The following is a 17,508-nucleotide window of genomic DNA, read 5'->3' as shown; positions in this document are numbered from 1 at the left end:
ACGCTTCTTTTAGTATAATTTAGCATCAAATCTTTTAGTATGATAAATAAAGTTGTTTCCGGTGCTGAAGAAGCTATCAGAGATATTGAAAATGGTACTACTGTGATGCTGGGGGGCTTTGGCTTATGCGGAATCCCTGAAAATTGCATTACAGCATTGGTAAAAAAAGGGGTGAAGAACCTGACCTGCATATCTAATAATGCTGGGATCGATGATTTTGGAATAGGTCTCATGCTTCAGCAAAGACAAGTTAAGAAAATGATATCTTCTTATGTCGGAGAAAATGCAGAGTTCGAGCGCCAGTTGTTAAGTGGTGAACTTGAAGTCGAGCTCATTCCACAAGGTACGCTTGCTACCAGGTGCATGGCTGCCGGATACGGAATGCCTGCAATATTCACTCCGGCCGGTGTAGGTACAGAAGTTGCAGAAGGCAAAGAAGTCAGGAATTTCGATGGCAAGGATTACCTGATGGAATATGCTTTTGATGCAGATTTTGCAATTGTTAAGGCTTGGAAAGGAGATACTGCCGGAAATCTGGTTTATAGGTCTACCAGTCGCAATTTCAATCCGGTAATGGCCATGGCCGGAAAAGTCACCATTGCGGAAGTGGAAGAGCTTGTAGAAGCAGGGGAACTGGACCCGGATCAAATTCATACCCCGGGCGTATATGTCCACCGTATTTTTCAGGGTGCTGATTATGAAAAAAGAATAGAACAGCGTACTGTCAGAACTAAGAATTAATCCTATAAATTTCAATATGCTGGATAAAAATGGAATTGCGAAACGTATCGCAAAAGAGATCAAAGACCGTTACTATGTCAATCTGGGAATCGGTATTCCCACACTGGTAGCCAATTATATACCAGATGGTGTAAACGTCGTTTTACAATCTGAAAATGGCCTGCTGGGCATGGGTCCTTTTCCTTATGAAGGAGAGGAAGATGCCGATCTGATCAATGCAGGTAAACAAACCATTACAACATTACCTGGCTCATCTATATTCGACTCTGCAATGAGCTTCGGAATGATCAGGAGTCAAAAAATAGACCTGACCATTTTAGGTGCTATGGAAGTATCCGAGAACGGGGATATTGCCAACTGGAAGATTCCCGGTAAGATGGTTAAAGGCATGGGAGGGGCGATGGATTTGGTCGCTTCTGCAAAAAATATCATCGTAGCCATGCAGCATGTAAATAAAGCAGGTGAGAGCAAATTGCTGCCTCAATGCACGCTGCCGCTTACAGGTGTAAAATGTATTAAGAAAATAGTTACCGAACTGGCAGTACTCGATGTGCTTTCTGAGGGAGGTTTTAAGCTGATTGAAAGAGCTCCTGGAGTCAGTGTGGATTACATCAGGCAGGCGACATTAGGTAAACTGTTTGCCGATGATAATGTGCCGGAAATGAAGCTTGATTAATGGGGTATTCAAAAGGTAATTTATCCTTGCTGCCATCCTGACCTCGAAGAAGCTGCGAAGCAAATTTATTTCAGGATCCCGTTTGAGTGGGTTTTAAATATCATGCGCGGATCCTGAAATAAAATATGTAGTATTCTTGAAGACAAAAGTCAATGCATACTACTGAAAAATTCAGGATGACGAACCTACCTTTTCGGACACTTTATTACTGACAAATTCTTGCCTTAAGCTCAGTCGAAATTTCCTCTGTAATTCTGATGATATGATCAGGGACATCCAAATTGTTCACTACAATCTTATCACATTCATTTCTGTAAGGCAACAGGTATTCTCTATAAGCCGGCAAAACATGGTTGTGCCATTTATAAAGCACATCATCTTCAGGATACCCACGCTCCATCCCATCGCGTTTAATGCGTCGCTGTAATGCAATCTCGTCTTCCGCTTCCACGAAAATACGATGATCAAGCATCGCTGCAATCTCCTTGAAATGAAGTATGAATAAACCTTCTACAATAATTATAGGGGCAGGCTTTACTTCAAGAATTTTAACTACGGCTAAGGGGTTATTAAAACTATATTCTTTTTTGTACACAACATCTCCTTTTACCAGCTTTTTGATGTCCAGCAAAAACTGCTCATTGTCAATGGTCGACGGCAAATCAAAGTTGTACAGTTTATTTTCCTCCTGCGTCATGTCTCCTACAGGAAAATAGTAATCATCTTGAGACACAAGCGTTACCTCATCGTGTTTAAAATGATGAAGGAAACTATTCAGGAAGAATGTTTTGCCGGAACCACTTCCACCGGCAATACCTATGATAAATGGCTTTTTATTATTGTTCATTTTCTTCTCCACCGTACATTAAATTGCAATAAAATCTTTTGTCCAAAGCACCGAGCGCATCAGCTACAGCTTTAGTCATTACAATTATAACATCTTTTGTGGATTCGTTCTCCGTAAATTTACCAACAACCTTAGCGAAGGTAGTGCGGTTGCTCATCGGATTGGTAATTTTTATCACTTTGCCAATTGGAGCAGTACGATGTAGTACAAGCATTTTTGTGGGGTCAAGATCTGGATCAGCGATCCATACTGCAGTCCCTTTTTCTTCTATTTGGTTGAGCCCGTATCTGCTGGCTGCATACCTTAAGGAAGGATCTTTTAAAGAGTTTACGCTATCCTGATCGGCAGTATTACCCGCTATCGGAGGTGTATAAGGTTTCTTCACCGGGTATTGGCCTTTGATCAGTAACTTTTGTCCAACACTTAGAGAGGCGTCCTTTAGGTTGTTTTTAGCTTTTAATTGATCCATTGTGATTTTATAGCGTGTAGCTATAGAATACATGGTTTCATTTGATGCGACCGTATGCTCTATAAATTCTTCCTCAGCAGCTTTTGGCGGATTATTTAAAGGTTGTTTTTCAACAGGCTTTTCAATCGGTTTCGCAGGTTCTCTTTTCTCTGCAAGGACTACCGGCTTAGGATCAGGACGGTTGATCTTTTCTGAAACAGTCTCAACAGGTTTTTCCTGTTCTGCAACTTTCCCCGGTATCTTTAAAACCTGACCGATTTGCAGATTGATGCTGTTCAGGTTATTAATCCTCTTGATTTCATTCACCGTCGTCCCATATCGCTCAGCAAGCATATTTAAGTTTTCTTTCTTCTGGACAATATGTTCTTCAATGTTTTCCACTGCCTGGGCCGGTGTATTCCCTGGACGACTACCAGCCGTACCCGCATTGTCCTTAAATGGAATATTAGTAGGTACTTTAACGATCACCCCAATCTGAAGAAATTTACTGTCATTAAAGGTCATGATGTCTTTAGGGATCACATTGTACTTTCTTGCGATAGAGTAATAAGTGTCTTTTGCAGCTACCTGATGAATAATTAATTTTTTTCCGTTGCGGTTTTCAACCCCTATGGAATCCCTCGTAATTGCCTTTGCTGATGTGAAATTAAGCGCAATAGCTAATACTGGTACTATATAATATTTATACATTAATCTCTGATAAAATAAGTTAGCAATTATACGAATAATATAAATAACCCCTCGAATTGTTAATATAAACGCTCTTTGGAAAGTACTATTGTATCCGACCAATTTTTTCGAAACCAAATTAATTTTTCGTTGTTATATTAGTCTTAAATTGACAAAATAAAAAAATAAATACCATGGACGCAAAAGAAATTAGCTTGAATGAAAAGGAAGTAAAACCTGTAGTAGATATGCTAAATGATTATCTCGCAAACTATCATATTCACTATCAGAAATTAAGAGGATGTCACTGGAATGTTAAGGGACAGAATTTTTTTACCCTGCATCTCAAATTTGAAGAGCTATATATCAACGCACAGTTAACTATTGATGAGATTGCCGAACGAGTACTTACATTAGGTAAGCCACCTCATAGCCGGTTTGCAGATTATATTAAAGAGTCTACGATAAAAGAAGTAAATACTATAGGGATGAAAGATCTGGACATGGTTGATGAAGTGCTGCAAGATATGGCAACACTGATTCAAATAGAGCGCGATCTGATGGAGGAAAGTGAGAAAGCGGGTGATGATGGAACAAACGACATGGTCAATAAATTTATGCAATTCAAAGAAAAGACTACCTGGATGCTTAGGTCGTTTGCGGGAAAGAAATAATCCTCATTACTATATACGTGAATTAAAACAAAGGGAGTGTCAATTGACACTCCCTTTGTTTTTTTCGATATCTTTCAACACCCATTCCATTTCCAAATCTTTTTTCGCCAAATAATCTTCAATGGTATATTGTATGGGTACATCGGGCATTATCCCCCTCCCTATAACCTTACTTTGGTCAAGTATCTTATAGGGAACAATGCCGAATCTTATCGTTACCTTACTGTTTGGTAATATCTCGTTGATGTAAAAGCCGCCCGTACAGCCATTTCTGCCTCCACCTGTTTCTTCTCCTACAAATGTAGCGTTATTCATAGCCTGTAAGTTGGCTGCAAGCAAACTCGTAGCCGAAAAGCTGCCCCCGTTTATCAACACGTATAACTTGCCCTTAAAAGTGTTACTGTCTGGCATTACCGGATACAATACACCATAAGCCTTTAAAAAATCAAGTTGTTGCTGACGCTGCTTATTCATTGAAGGTAAAATAGCACCTTTAATCAGTTCTACCGGTCTTCTAATGAAGGCGGTAGGTTTATCAATAAATCCGGAAAATGTGTTGATACAACGCAAATAATCGCCGCCCATATTATCTCTTAAATCCAGGATGAGTACGTTGGCTTTGTTTTGCCTTATTCCCTCAAATATATGTTTGTAATCACTGCGCTGACCAACATCGTTAAACGTGCCTATTTTGAAATAAGCTACTTTAAAGTCGGGAGGGAAGACTTTAAATTCATCCACGATACCCGGCGAGGCGGTTTTAGTGACAGTGGTATTTTCAGGTTTGTAGGTTGTCAATACGATAGAGCTAACCGTGTTTTCGAGCTTTAAATCAAACTTTACCGTGTCTCTCCAGCCGTATATCGAACGGTGCACTACAGGGAATTGTCCGAAATTTAATAGGGCATATTTGAAGGTTTCATTGTAGCCATCAGATTGCACCGATCTTTTAAGTTTTGTTAAAATGTCTTTTACAGGCTCGCCATCAATGCTCAATACCTCGGTTCCCGGGGCCAGGCTTTCATCTTTCGACAGGTTTTTGGTAATGAACAGCCGGTCATTCATTATGCGGTATTCGAACTGAAAAACAGGCGGGAGTTCAAACCTGTTAAATTTTATATAATCTGCTTCGGTTAATGGATTGGTGTCTAAAAATGAGACCAGATGACCATCCCCAATAGCACTTAATACACTCATTAACCTGGCATTAAATTCTACACTTTTTAAAGGCGTTTTGATGCTGAGTTTCAGACTGTCGAATTTTTGATCCAGTTTATTTTTATCAATGTACCAGTACAGATTTGGATGCTCCTTTTCTAATTTCTTCCTGACTAGGTCAATGTCTTTTTTTAAATCCTGAGGCTGGTGTCGTTTGTTGATTAAATCATCAGCATATTGAGCTTTAGTGCTGTTAAATAATAGCAGAAAGCAGGAAAACATGAACGATAATTTCATCAGGCAAAGGTTATATTGGTACTCATAACAATGATACATAATAATTCTTTAATATCTTTGGGATGTATGGGATATAAAAGTTTAGCAGACTGTGTTGCCGATCTTGAAAAGCATGGGCATTTAATTCGTATCAGAGAAGAAGTTGATCCATATCTGGAGATGGCTGCAATACATTTAAAGGTTTATGAGCAGAAGGGACCGGCATTATACTTCGAAAAGGTAAAAGGCAGTAAATTCCCCGCAGTTTCTAACCTCTTCGGTACACTTGAACGCTCCAAATTTATGTTCCGTGACAGCTTGCCAAAGGTAGAACAGCTGGTAAACCTTCGTTCGGATCCTGTAAAAGCTCTAAAAAGCCCATTTAAGCTTCCAGGTATAGGCCTCACAGCTTTAACGGCATTGCCTTTAAAGCAAAGTCTTTTTAAAGCTACGTTTAGTAAAACGACCATCAGCGAACTGCCACAGATCGTAAACTGGCCCATGGACGGCGGACCGTTCATCACCATGCCTCAGGTTTATACAGAAGACATAGATAAGCCAGGTATCTTGAATGCAAACCTGGGCATGTACCGCATTCAGTTGGCAGGAAACGATTACCAACTCAATAAAGAAATAGGCCTGCATTACCAGATCCACAGGGGGATAGGCGTTCACCAATCGAAAGCCAATGCAAAAGGCCAGCCTTTGAAAGTAAGCATATTTGTTGGCGGCCCTCCGGCGCACCCACTTGCTGCGGTTATGCCCTTGCCTGAGGGCTTGTCAGAGATGACATTCGCCGGCGCGCTGGGCAACCGGAGATTCAGATATTTTTATGATGAAGAGGGTTTTTGCATCTCCGCAGATGCTGATTTCGTAATTACGGGAACAGTATATCCCAATGACAATAAACCTGAAGGTCCTTTCGGTGACCACCTCGGCTACTATAGCCTTACACATCCATTTCCTTTGATGAAAGTCCATAATGTTTATCATCGTAATGATGCCATATGGTCTTTTACTGTTGTAGGAAGGCCTCCGCAAGAGGATACTAGTTTCGGAGCATTGATTCATGAGATTGCGGGCTCAGCCTTACCCAAAGAAATTCATGGGTTAAAAGAAGTGAATGCCGTTGATGCAGCAGGAGTGCATCCTTTATTGTTTGCTATTGGAAGTGAACGATATACACCCTATTTAAAAGAACGCAGACCACAGGAGATCCTAACGATAGCCAACCATATTTTAGGTAAAAATCAACTCAGTCTGGCTAAATATCTTTTCATAGCTGCTCGGGAAGACAATGAGCAGCTTGACACGCATGATCTATCTGCCTTTATGCAGCATGTGTTGGAACGCATGGATTTCACCAGGGATCTTCATTTCCATACCCGAACCACTATAGATACCTTAGATTATAGTGGGGATGGACTGAATAGCGGTTCTAAAGTTGTTTTTGCAGCTGCCGGAGAGCCGAGGAGAAAATTATCTTCATCCCTGCCTTCTGGATTTAACTTACCTGAACCTTTCACCGGTCATGCCATGGCGATACCAGGCATTGTAGCAATCAAAGCACCGGAATATCTGGAACCCGAACAGGTAGGTAAAGAAATTGAATTATTGAATAACCATTTCAATCCGGAGTTGCTTCAGGGAATTGCGCTCATTGTACTGTGTGACGATCCGGAATTTACAGCGAAGGATATCAATAACCTGGTATGGATTACATTTACCAGAAGTAATCCGGCTGCAGACATCTATGGCATAGACAGCTTTACTGTAAATAAGCACTGGGGCTGCAATGGTCCTGTTATAATTGATGCAAGAAAGAAACCCCATCACGCAGCCGAACTCATCAAAGATGCAGCTGTAGAGCAGAATATACAGCGCTTTTTTACTAAAGGAGCTCCTTTATATAGCGGTTTGCAATAACATAAAAAAACCTGATCATAATTTATGATCAGGTTTTTTTATGATCAAGTATTTTAATTAAAACCTTAGTCCGAAAGTCAAAAACACATTGTTATTCGCGTTTTTAACAGCTGCCGTAGGTTCACCACCATTAGTCAAAACATAAGAACTCAATCTGTTTTCTGAAGTCGCGTGTTGATAGGCAAGATCAAAATAGTATTCATTTATTCTATATCCAAAACCTCCGCTATAATATTTTTTTGCATAAATATTATCTGTGTCGTTTTTCATCGGACTACCATTTAATCCAAATCCAGCTCGCAGGCTAAGTTTATCAATTTTATATTCGCCACCTACTCTGTAATTCATTGCAGAAGTATAAAGCTTTCTCACGTCTGCATTATTGTCAATAATAGTGCGTGAATCAATTCCTTGAGTAGAAGAAAAACGGGTGGACGAATAATCTACAAAGTCTACATCTGCCGATATAATTGCTTGTCCGCCAATCACATAGCTTGCGCCAAGCGACCCTTTCATTGGAGTCTTTAACCTGTAGGAGAAATCATCCGTATTTACTGTGTGATTTGTACTGAAAGGGCCTTTACCTGATAAGGTATTATTTAGCACTTCAGAATAGGAATCATCGATGTACAGCCATGTAGGTGTCTGAACAGTAGCGCCAAGCCTTAGGTTTTCTACAGGTCTGAAAATGAATCCTATACGACCATTAAAACCCGATCCTTTAGTTTCCTGACTTTGTATAAAAGAAAGTTTATAATTTTCATTTCCTGTGAAACCGTCGGTAGGATCGTAAGGATTGATGACACCAGTTTCTACATATTCAGCATCACTTATGTAGCGTAAGTTTACTATACCAATGCTTGCTCCAATGTAAAACTGATTAGAGATATTAAAAGCACCAGAGAAATTCATTTCAGACGTAGAGCCTGAAACCATTTCATCCTTCAGCTGAACATTGTCGCTAAACGGATCTGCGGTGTAATTATTTGCATTCTGAGGAGTATTGAAATTAATTAAATAACCGTTAAATGCCATATCCTCCAAAGATTTTGCCGGAATTACTCCCGAAGGATCTTTCGAAGAATTAGCAAGTTCGGCAAAATAATCACGCATCGTTGTTGTCGTGTTCGTACCCTCGTAAGTATAATGCTGATTAAAATCGTTATTTCTGTTGTACCCAATTCCAAATACTGTACTGATCAATCCCTTTTTTGTATCCTGACCTCTTACTTTTAGACTTGGACTATACCAAACTATGCCGGCGTGATTGATATTCATTTTATTTTGAGAAGCAGTGGTTTGCTGGCCGAGAAAATCTGCTTTTGAAGTAGAATTATTGAATTCGGGAGTAAAACTAAATTCAGATCTGGTAAACAAGCCTAATCCGGCCGGATTACCTCCCAGTGAGCTCATGTCTCCACCAACACCAATCTGAGCTCCACCCATTCCTTTAAATCTTGCTGTACTGCCATAATTGGTATTTCCGAAGCGTATAGCATCCCCGGCGTATTGCGCGTAACTTGTGCCCGTAGCAGCTATCATAGCTACCACAAACAACTGTAGTGTTTTTTTCATGTGTGTGTGTTTGCGTTAATTAAATTTATCTTCCACCTCTCGTTGGTCTGCCGCCGCCGGTTGAACCACCGCCACCGCTTGAGCTCGATCCGCTGCCGGAACTTGAACTACCTGATGAGCTACTACCGCTGCTGCTTCTTGTCGGAGGAGGATTATATGAAGATGGTGCAGGAGGAGTATAAGATTCTCTGCTTGGTCTTGCTACTTCAGTTCTTGTAGGCGCATTCTGCGAAGTGCCTGATGATGTTCTTGATGGTCTGCCAGTGCTGCTTGTACGGCTTCCTGTACCTGAAACATTTTCTCTCGCTGATCTTGCTGCACTGCTTCTCGGAGACAAGTAAGCATCGCTGCTTCCAGTAGCCATTCTACCGGTTCCATCATATCCGTCTCTGCTTCCTCTTGCCGGTCTTGCGCTATTAGGTACATTGGTTGTTCTGCCGGTATAGTAACCGCCGCCATAATAGCCGCCGCCACCGAATCCACCGCCAAATCCGCCACCGTAATAGCCTCCACCATAGTAGTTGTTCCAGCCCCAGTTATTCCAGCCCATGTTCCAACCCCAATTATTATAACTCCAGAAAGGTGAATTTAAATATCCCCATCCGCCATATGGCGAATTCCAGTAATTTCCATAGTATGAACCAAAGCCCATTCCTATGCCCATATTCCATCCGTCATAAAAATAAGGGTCGTAATATGTTCTCCAGGGACTTGAATAATAAAATCTGTTAATACGTGATGAATAATCCATATCATAATAAGGATCACTCGCGCCGTAATAGTCATCTTCGTTGTACTGATTGCTGTTTTGAGGCTGCTGTACATTCACGGGTGCAGGCGTATATTCCTTTGCCTGGGCCACACTGTTGTAAACATCATCTTCGTTTGCATTTTGCTGCGCTAATCTGGGCGCAGAGCAGGACGTAACAACTACTGTTGCTATGGCGAGCATGCTGGTGAATAAATGGTTAGGTTTCATAACTATATGTGTTGTTTGTGTGTTGCAATTTTTTTGTAGGTATAAATTTATAAATTTGTAGCCTACGATACAAGTTATTTAACACAAAAAACGTTCCAATCAGTTATGAGCAAAGGTATTACAAGTAAAAACGAAGATTATTCCCAGTGGTATAACGACATTGTTATAAAAGCTGACCTGGCAGAGCACTCATCCGTAAAAGGATGTATGGTGATAAAACCCTATGGATACTCCATTTGGGAGAAAATACAGGCGGTTTTAGACCAAAAATTTAAAGATACAGGTCATAGCAATGCTTACTTTCCTTTATTCATCCCCAAGTCATATTTTTCCAAAGAAGCATCGCATGTCGACGGCTTTGCCACAGAGTGTGCAGTTGTGACACATTATCGTCTTAAAAATGATGGAAATGGCAATATTGTAGTGGATGAAACTGCCAAATTGGAAGAAGAACTGATCGTAAGGCCTACCTCGGAGACCATTATCTGGAATACCTACAAAGGATGGATCCAATCTTACCGCGATCTGCCATTATTGATCAATCAATGGGCAAATGTGGTACGATGGGAAATGCGTACGCGCCTTTTTCTGAGAACCACAGAATTCTTATGGCAGGAGGGGCATACCGCACACGCTACTGCAGATGAGGCGATCGAAGAAACAAGAAAAATGCTCGACGTTTATGCTGACTTTGCGGAGAACTGGATGGCAGTGCCCGTTGTAAAAGGGGTAAAGACGCCTAATGAACGTTTTGCCGGGGCATTGGATACCTATTGCATTGAAGCATTAATGCAGGATGGAAAAGCTTTGCAGGCAGGAACATCTCATTTCCTGGGACAGAATTTCGCAAAAGCATTTGATGTGAAATTTACCAGCAAAGAAGGTAAACAGGAGCACGTATGGGCCACTTCATGGGGCGTATCTACCCGTTTAATGGGCGCTTTGATCATGGCACATAGTGACGACGCGGGATTGGTACTGCCTCCTAAATTGGCTCCGATACAGGTAGTAATCGTGCCCATCTATAAGACTGATGAGGAACTTAAAAACATCACTTCTTTTGTTGATGAGTTAGTGGCTAAATTGAAACGCCTTGGCGTCTCTGTCAAATATGACGACCGTGATTCACAAAGACCTGGTTTCAAATTCGCAGAATATGAATTGAAGGGTGTTCCTGTGCGTTTGGCGATTGGCGCACGTGATATGGAAAATGGTACAGTTGAACTGGCCAGAAGGGATACACGTGAGAAACAAACAGTTACACAGGACGGGTTGGAAATTTTTATCCCTCAGTTGTTAGAAGATATTCAGCAGAACATTTTTAGCAAAGCCTTGAATTTCAGACAAGATCATATCACAGAAGCCAATTCTTACGATGAGTTTAAAGAACTGCTGGATGGTAAAGCGGGCTTTATTTCCGCGCACTGGGATGGTACGCCTGAAACCGAACAAAAGATCAAAGAAGAGACTAAAGCAACCATCAGGTGCATTCCTTTAGAGAACAAGTTGGAAGATGGTGTATGTATCTATTCAGGTAAACCATCGACACAGCGTGTATTATTTGCAAGAGCGTATTAAGAAACATTAAATTGATGGATACTGAAAATTATCAGAAAATACTTGCTGAACTTGAAAATAAAGCTTCGCTTAAGCAGGCCATTTACAGAAACACGACTGAAGTTTTTGGCTTGCTGAAAAAGCAACTTTATAAAATAGCGGTCAGACTCCAAAACGATTACGGACAAAAGGACGCTTCAGTAGAAATTCATTTCAAGGAAAACAACAAGTTTGAGGGCGAACTAAAGTTCTCGGGAGATATGCTGATGGTATCTATGCACAGCAATGTTTTTGCATTTGATCCGTCACATTCCATTCACCAGACCAGTTATATGAAAAATGATGAGTCATTGAGCTATTGTGGAACCATATACATTCACAACTTCCTGGCAGATTCTATTAAATACAATAGATTGGCCGATGAGGGTTCTCTGATTGCTCGGATCCTGGTCAACAAGCAAATGCACTTTATGGTTGAGGGAGACGGTGCACTGGATTTTCTCTATCAGAGTATGGCCGATAATCAAGTTACCGAGGACAAACTTATGGACATCATTGAAAGGTCGATATTATTCTGCATCAATTCAGACCTGGTATTGCCTCCTTTCGCCGATATAAAAGACGTAACTTTACATCAAAAACAATCTATGCTGGCAGCCAGTGGTTACCCAACAAGCAAAAACCTGGGGTACCAGTTCAAATCAGAAATAGATAAAAACAATAACTTATGAAATTTGCAACTAAAGCAATACATGCGGGACAAGAGCCTGATCCTACAACAGGAGCAGTAATGACTCCGATATATCAAACTTCTACCTATTGGCAAAAATCGCCCGGGGATCATAAGGGTTTTGAATATTCAAGAGGAACCAATCCGACACGCAAAGCGCTTGAGGATTGTTTGGCGGCATTGGAAAATGCAAAACATGGACTTGCTTTCTCCAGCGGAATGGGGGCTACAGATACGGTTTTGAGGTTACTGAAACCAGGTGATGAAGTGATCACAGGCAATGACCTTTACGGTGGTTCATATCGGATTTTCACCAAAGTATATGAGAAGTATGGTATAAAATTTCATTTCCTGGATTTGTCCAAACCTGAAAATATATTGCCATATATCAATGATAAAACCAAGCTGGTCTGGATAGAAACACCAACAAATCCTACCATGCAGATCATCGATATTGAAGGGATAGCTAAAATCACAAAGCAGCATAAACTGATACTTACGGTTGACAATACCTTCGCATCTCCTTACCTTCAGAATCCTATTGATCTGGGTGCCGATATTGTCATGCATTCGGTAACTAAATACATTGGCGGACACTCTGACGTGGTGATGGGAGCATTACTGGTAAACGATGATCAGCTGTATAAAGACCTCTGGTTCATCTACAATGCATGTGGAGCCACACCAGGTCCGCAAGATGCATTTCTTGTACTGCGTGGCATTAAAACGCTGCATTTGCGCATGAAAGCACATTGCGAAAACGGAGAGAAAGTAGCGCACTTTCTTAAAAACCATCCAAGAATAGATAAAATCTACTGGCCGGGTTTCGAGGATCATCCTAATCACGACATTGCGAAGAAACAAATGCGTGGTTTTGGCGGCATGGTATCTGTAACCCTCAAGGGTGCAGATCTGCAGGAGACGTTCCGTATCGCGTCTTCTTTCAAAGTATTTACATTGGCTGAGTCCTTAGGGGGCGTAGAGTCGCTGATTAATCATCCAGTGTCTATGACACATGGCTCTATCCCTAAAGAAGAACGTGAGAAAGTAGGAGTAACAGATAATTTGCTTCGTTTAAGTGTAGGCGTAGAGGATATAGATGACCTGCTGGAAGATCTGGAACAGGCGTTGAAGTAGTATCCTAAAAATACATATGCTTATAGTACGATCGTCATCTTGAACGAAGAGAGAGATCTCTTGAAATATATCTTAAACAAGAGATCTCTCTCTTTGTTCGAGATGACGGAAAAACTTAATCCAAACCTAAACTCTTAAACTTGGAATTTTTAGAACTCAAAGAATTTTTGGATGTCAAAGTAGCCCAATATAACAGGTCCAACTTTATTCAGAATGATCCAATTTGCATTCCCCACCAGTTTTCTAAAAAACAGGATATCGAAATAGCCGCATTCTTTGCGGCTATTTTGGCTTGGGGACAGCGCAAAACCATCATCAACAAGTGTAATGAGCTGTTTGCGAGGATGGATAATGATCCTTACAATTTCATGTTGCACCACAGTGATGAGGACCTCAAAAGACTCCTGGGCTTTAAACACAGGACGTTTAACGATACCGATCTCCTGTATTTCGTCGCTTTCTTCAAGGAACATTATGGCAATTTTGATAGCCTTGAAGCGGCATTTTTATCTCCTGCAGATACATTTCAGTCCGATTACCTGAGTCCTGAACTGCAAAAGGGCTACACAAAATATGCTTCTTCTGCCTGTATGCTTACTGAAATGGCAGATCAGCAGTCCTTAATTGAAAGGTCCCTGAATTACTTCCGGTCTTATTTCTTTTCCTTGCCTGATTTTCCCCGTCGTACCATAAAGCACGTCTCTTCGCCGTTACAAAAATCTACCTGTAAACGCTTAAACATGTTCCTGAGGTGGATGGTTCGTAAAGATACCAACGGTGTTGATTTTGGTATCTGGAATACCCTCAAGCCAAAAGATCTGATCTGTCCATGCGATGTCCATGTTGACCGTGTAGCACGTAAACTGGGCCTGATTGAGAGAAAGCAGACCGATTGGAGAACCGCTGTCGAGCTGACCGGCGAACTGCTGAAGTTTGATCCTTTGGATCCGGTGAAGTATGATTTTGCATTGTTCGGATTAGGTGTAGAAGAGAAGTTTTGATCGTAAATTCTTTTTATCTTTAAACCAGTATGATCACATTCAAAGCAGAGATAGAGAAGTTTGGCGAACTGGGCGAAAAAACTGGCTGGAGTTATATTTTCATTCTTCAGGCCTTGGCAAATGAGCTTAAACCCGGTTGTAAAAAGAGCTTTCGCGTAAAAGGTAAGTTAGATCAGGTAGAGATATCCGGTGTTGCTACTGTGCCTATGGGTGAGGGAGATTTTATCATTGCTTTAAAAGCCAGTTTACGCAAACAACTCAGAAAAGAAGCTGGTGCTGTTGTAGAAGTAGTGCTGGAAGAAGATAAAGACTTTAAAATAGAGATCCCTGAAGACTTGGAGTTGTGCCTGTCAGACGAGCCTCAACTACTCGAAAGTTTTATGAAGCTGCCAATGTCACACAGAAACTGGTACATCAACTGGCTGAACTCAGCCAAGACAGAACCCACAAGAACAAAGAGACTGGTCAAGATCGTATCTGCAATGGATAGGGGACTAGACTTCGGGGAAATGATGCGGGAAGGCAAAAAGCTCCGTAATTAAATATTAGACAATGAAACAATGATCGCCATACATTCCAAAAAATACTTTTTAAGATGAGGACATCGGGAATTGCGCCCTCCTTCAGGGTGCAAGATCCAGTCCGAAGCTAAAAAGTATTTTTAAAATAAACACCCTGCTAAAAACGAAACACCCCACCTAAACAAACCTTTGCTGAAAAACAAGCGCCCTGCTAAAACGAAACCTCTAATTGTATTTTCTGAACCAGCTCCAGACCTTCATTTGTATTACGCCAATGAAAGCCTCACGGAATATTCTGGTGCTCATTTTTGAAGTTCCTTCTGTACGGTCAGTAAAAATAATCGGAACCTCCACTACTTTGAAACCGTATTTTATCGCGGTAAATTTCATTTCAATCTGAAATGCATAACCCACAAACTTAATCTTATCCATAGGCATGGTTGCCAGTACTTTTTTCTTGTAGCATTTAAAACCTGCAGTAGCATCCTGAATATTTATTCTGGTGATGATCCTTACATACATAGAAGCAAAATAAGACATCAATACCCTGCTCATCGGCCAGTTTACCACATTCACCCCATTTACATAACGTGAACCTATCGCTACATCTGCTCCGTCTACGCAGGCCTGGCGCAACCTGATCAGGTCATCCGGATTGTGGGAAAAATCAGCATCCATCTCAAAAATGTACTGGTATTGAGGCCTTGCCAAAGCCCATTTAAATCCATGAATGTAGGCCGTACCCAATCCCAACTTTCCTTTTCGCTCCTCCAGATGAAGCGCAGGATATTCTTGCTGAAGTTTTTTTACAATATCAGCAGTCCCATCCGGAGATCCATCATCAATAATCAAGAGTTCAAAAAAGTGATTTAAAGAAAAAACCTTTCTGATGATCTTCTCAATATTCTCTTTTTCATTGTAGGTAGGGATAATAACTAAGCTGTCTGACACGTAAAATGATTTATGTGGGCGAAATTACCTATTTTATTTTACTTCCTGCATCAGTTTCCTTACAATTGGAGAAATCACAATCAAGATCACACCAGCTATTAATGAATAAATAGCGAGCTGTTTATAACCTTCTGTGTAAGATATTAATTTCTGTACGGGCGTGTCATGTTCTCCCGCTTCAGCCATACCTGCACCAAGCAGTCCGGCTACATACTGTCCGTAAGCACTGGCCAAAAACCACATCCCCATCATTACACCCTGCAATTTTACAGGAGAAAGTTTTGTCATGATCGACAATCCGATAGGAGATAAGCAAAGCTCCCCAAAAGTCATTACCAGATAAGCAATGGCAAATACATCCAGTGAAGCGATACCTTCAGCATTTGCAAAAAACCTGGTGCTGTAAAAAACAAAGAATGCACCTGCCAGGAATATGAAAGCCAGTCCGAATTTGATCACCGTATTAGGCTCAATTTTCTTCTTTGCCATAGCAATCCAGATGATACTGAATATAAAAGCAAAAATGATCACAAACAGTGAGTTTGCAGAGTTATTAACTCCATTCGGGTCAAGAGTAAGGAGTCCGCCCAAAGCCTGGTTATCGAGGTTCCTGGCGGCAAATAAAGCAAGTGAGCCACCGCTTTGTTCATAGATTCCCCAGAATACTATAGAAAACAGAATGAATACCAGCGCAGCCAGTAATTTCTTCCGCTCTGCCCATCCGTATTTAGACATCTCGTAGATCAGGTAAAGTAGAGTAACCGGGCCTATTACCGACATAAACCAGTCGGTATATTGAGTTTTTGCCACCATGATCATGATCACCGGAATGATCGCAAGTGAACCGGCGTAAACAGCATAATCATACCATTTTCTATTCGCCGATTTAACCGTGATTACAGCAGGCTCAGTTTGCACCTTATCATCAATACCGCTTACCGCAATGTCGTTTACATCCTCATTTTGTCCGGGAGGCAGACCAATTGGTCCCATACTTTTCTGTGTGAAAAGGAAGGTGATCAAACTGATGGTCATTACAATCGCCGCCAGTCCAAACGCCAGGTGCCACGAATACTGTTTTCCGATAGTTATACAAGCATATCCACCAAGTAAAGCACCGATATTTATCCCTGCATAGAATACCGAAAAGCCGGCATCACGTCTCGCATCATCACTTTTATAAAGTTTACCGACCATCGTAGAAATGTTAGGTTTAAAGAAACCCGTTCCTACAACCGTAAAACTAATCCCTAAAAAGAAAAACTGGTGTGGATCATAAGCCAGAATGGCGCTGCCCGCAATCATTAGAATACCGCCCCAGAACAGGGATTTTCTGAAACCGAGGATTTTGTCGGCAAATAAGCCACCAATAAAGGTAAATGCATATACAAAAGCTTGTGTAGCGCCATACTGTAAATTGGCATCCACATCTTTCATAAACAGCTGCGTCACCATGAAATAGGTAAGCATTCCCCGCATTCCGTAAAAACAGAAGCGTTCCCACATTTCAGAGAAGAAAAGGTACCAAAGCTGTTTTGGGTACTTACCTTTAAAATTCTGAATTTCTCCCAGACTAAGGTTTTCAGGCATATTGAATCGTATTTTTTTGTAATAAAAAAAG

General features: G+C 41.0%; 16 protein-coding genes. 9 read left to right on the top strand and 7 right to left on the bottom strand.

Annotated elements, in window-relative coordinates; translation table 11 throughout:
- The first annotated feature begins 39 nt into the window (after positions 1-39).
- Positions 40-741, top strand: a complete 702-nt coding sequence (locus tag FA047_RS12380) for a CoA transferase subunit A (protein WP_136836377.1) — start codon at positions 40-42, stop codon at positions 739-741.
- 16 nt (positions 742-757) lie between these two features.
- The gene (locus FA047_RS12375) at positions 758-1,417 is read left to right on the top strand and encodes a CoA transferase subunit B (RefSeq protein WP_136836376.1); all 660 of its coding nucleotides are present in this window, start codon (positions 758-760) and stop codon (positions 1,415-1,417) included.
- 205 nt (positions 1,418-1,622) lie between these two features.
- Here FA047_RS12375 and FA047_RS12370 read toward each other — a convergent pair whose 3' ends face one another.
- Positions 1,623-2,264: a uridine kinase family protein gene (locus FA047_RS12370; RefSeq protein ID WP_136836375.1), complete on the bottom strand. Its 642-nt coding sequence runs from the start codon at positions 2,262-2,264 to the stop codon at positions 1,623-1,625.
- The gene (locus tag FA047_RS12365) at positions 2,254-3,423 is read right to left on the bottom strand and encodes a LysM peptidoglycan-binding domain-containing protein (protein ID WP_136836374.1); all 1,170 of its coding nucleotides are present in this window, start codon (positions 3,421-3,423) and stop codon (positions 2,254-2,256) included. The genes FA047_RS12370 and FA047_RS12365 overlap by 11 nt, the downstream gene beginning before the upstream one ends.
- 173 nt (positions 3,424-3,596) lie before the next feature.
- On the opposite strand from FA047_RS12365, the gene FA047_RS12360 reads away from it, so the two are divergent.
- A complete protein-coding gene (locus FA047_RS12360; RefSeq protein ID WP_136836373.1) occupies positions 3,597-4,076 on the top strand; it encodes a Dps family protein in 480 nt (159 codons plus the stop codon).
- 39 nt (positions 4,077-4,115) lie between these two features.
- Here the strand turns inward: FA047_RS12360 and FA047_RS12355 are convergent, their stop codons facing one another.
- A complete protein-coding gene (locus FA047_RS12355) occupies positions 4,116-5,531 on the bottom strand; it encodes a S41 family peptidase (RefSeq protein WP_169304397.1) in 1,416 nt (471 codons plus the stop codon).
- A 66-nt stretch (positions 5,532-5,597) separates the two neighbouring features.
- On the opposite strand from FA047_RS12355, the gene FA047_RS12350 reads away from it, so the two are divergent.
- The gene (locus FA047_RS12350; RefSeq protein ID WP_136836371.1) at positions 5,598-7,436 is read left to right on the top strand and encodes a UbiD family decarboxylase; all 1,839 of its coding nucleotides are present in this window, start codon (positions 5,598-5,600) and stop codon (positions 7,434-7,436) included.
- 57 nt (positions 7,437-7,493) lie between these two features.
- Here FA047_RS12350 and FA047_RS12345 read toward each other — a convergent pair whose 3' ends face one another.
- Together FA047_RS12345 and FA047_RS12340 are read right to left on the bottom strand one after the other, a co-directional pair.
- A complete protein-coding gene (locus FA047_RS12345) occupies positions 7,494-9,011 on the bottom strand; it encodes an OmpP1/FadL family transporter (protein WP_136836370.1) in 1,518 nt (505 codons plus the stop codon).
- 25 nt (positions 9,012-9,036) lie between these two features.
- Entirely contained in the window at positions 9,037-9,990 is a 954-nt protein-coding gene (locus FA047_RS12340; protein WP_136836369.1) for a hypothetical protein, read from the bottom strand.
- 105 nt (positions 9,991-10,095) lie between these two features.
- On the opposite strand from FA047_RS12340, the gene proS reads away from it, so the two are divergent.
- The 5 genes from proS to FA047_RS12315 all read left to right on the top strand — a co-directional run bounded on the left by proS (position 10,096) and on the right by FA047_RS12315 (position 14,957).
- Positions 10,096-11,568, top strand: coding sequence for a proline--tRNA ligase (gene proS, locus FA047_RS12335; RefSeq protein WP_136836368.1), 1,473 nt, complete (start codon positions 10,096-10,098; stop codon positions 11,566-11,568).
- Between the two features lie 14 nt (positions 11,569-11,582).
- Positions 11,583-12,278 (top strand): hypothetical protein, encoded by a 696-nt coding sequence (locus FA047_RS12330; protein ID WP_136836367.1) that lies wholly within the window; start codon positions 11,583-11,585, stop codon positions 12,276-12,278.
- Positions 12,275-13,414: a cystathionine gamma-synthase gene (locus FA047_RS12325; protein ID WP_136836366.1), complete on the top strand. Its 1,140-nt coding sequence runs from the start codon at positions 12,275-12,277 to the stop codon at positions 13,412-13,414. The genes FA047_RS12330 and FA047_RS12325 overlap by 4 nt, the downstream gene beginning before the upstream one ends.
- A gap of 140 nt (positions 13,415-13,554) precedes the next feature.
- On the top strand, positions 13,555-14,415 hold the full coding sequence (locus FA047_RS12320) for a TIGR02757 family protein (protein WP_136836365.1): 861 nt from the start codon (positions 13,555-13,557) through the stop codon (positions 14,413-14,415).
- A 29-nt stretch (positions 14,416-14,444) separates the two neighbouring features.
- The gene (locus tag FA047_RS12315) at positions 14,445-14,957 is read left to right on the top strand and encodes a YdeI/OmpD-associated family protein (RefSeq protein ID WP_136836364.1); all 513 of its coding nucleotides are present in this window, start codon (positions 14,445-14,447) and stop codon (positions 14,955-14,957) included.
- Between the two features lie 204 nt (positions 14,958-15,161).
- Here the strand turns inward: FA047_RS12315 and FA047_RS12310 are convergent, their stop codons facing one another.
- Positions 15,162-15,887: a polyprenol monophosphomannose synthase gene (locus FA047_RS12310; protein WP_136836363.1), complete on the bottom strand. Its 726-nt coding sequence runs from the start codon at positions 15,885-15,887 to the stop codon at positions 15,162-15,164.
- A gap of 33 nt (positions 15,888-15,920) precedes the next feature.
- Complete coding sequence (locus tag FA047_RS12305) at positions 15,921-17,477, bottom strand: peptide MFS transporter (RefSeq protein WP_136836362.1); 1,557 nt, start codon at positions 17,475-17,477, stop codon at positions 15,921-15,923.
- Between the last annotated feature and the right edge of the window lie 31 nt (positions 17,478-17,508).

The organism is Pedobacter frigoris (assembly GCF_005116445.1).
GTDB classification, from domain to species: domain Bacteria; phylum Bacteroidota; class Bacteroidia; order Sphingobacteriales; family Sphingobacteriaceae; genus Pedobacter; species Pedobacter frigoris.
The sequence above is the reverse complement of the archived record's forward strand: the minus strand, read 5'-3'. Positions and strand labels throughout refer to the sequence as shown.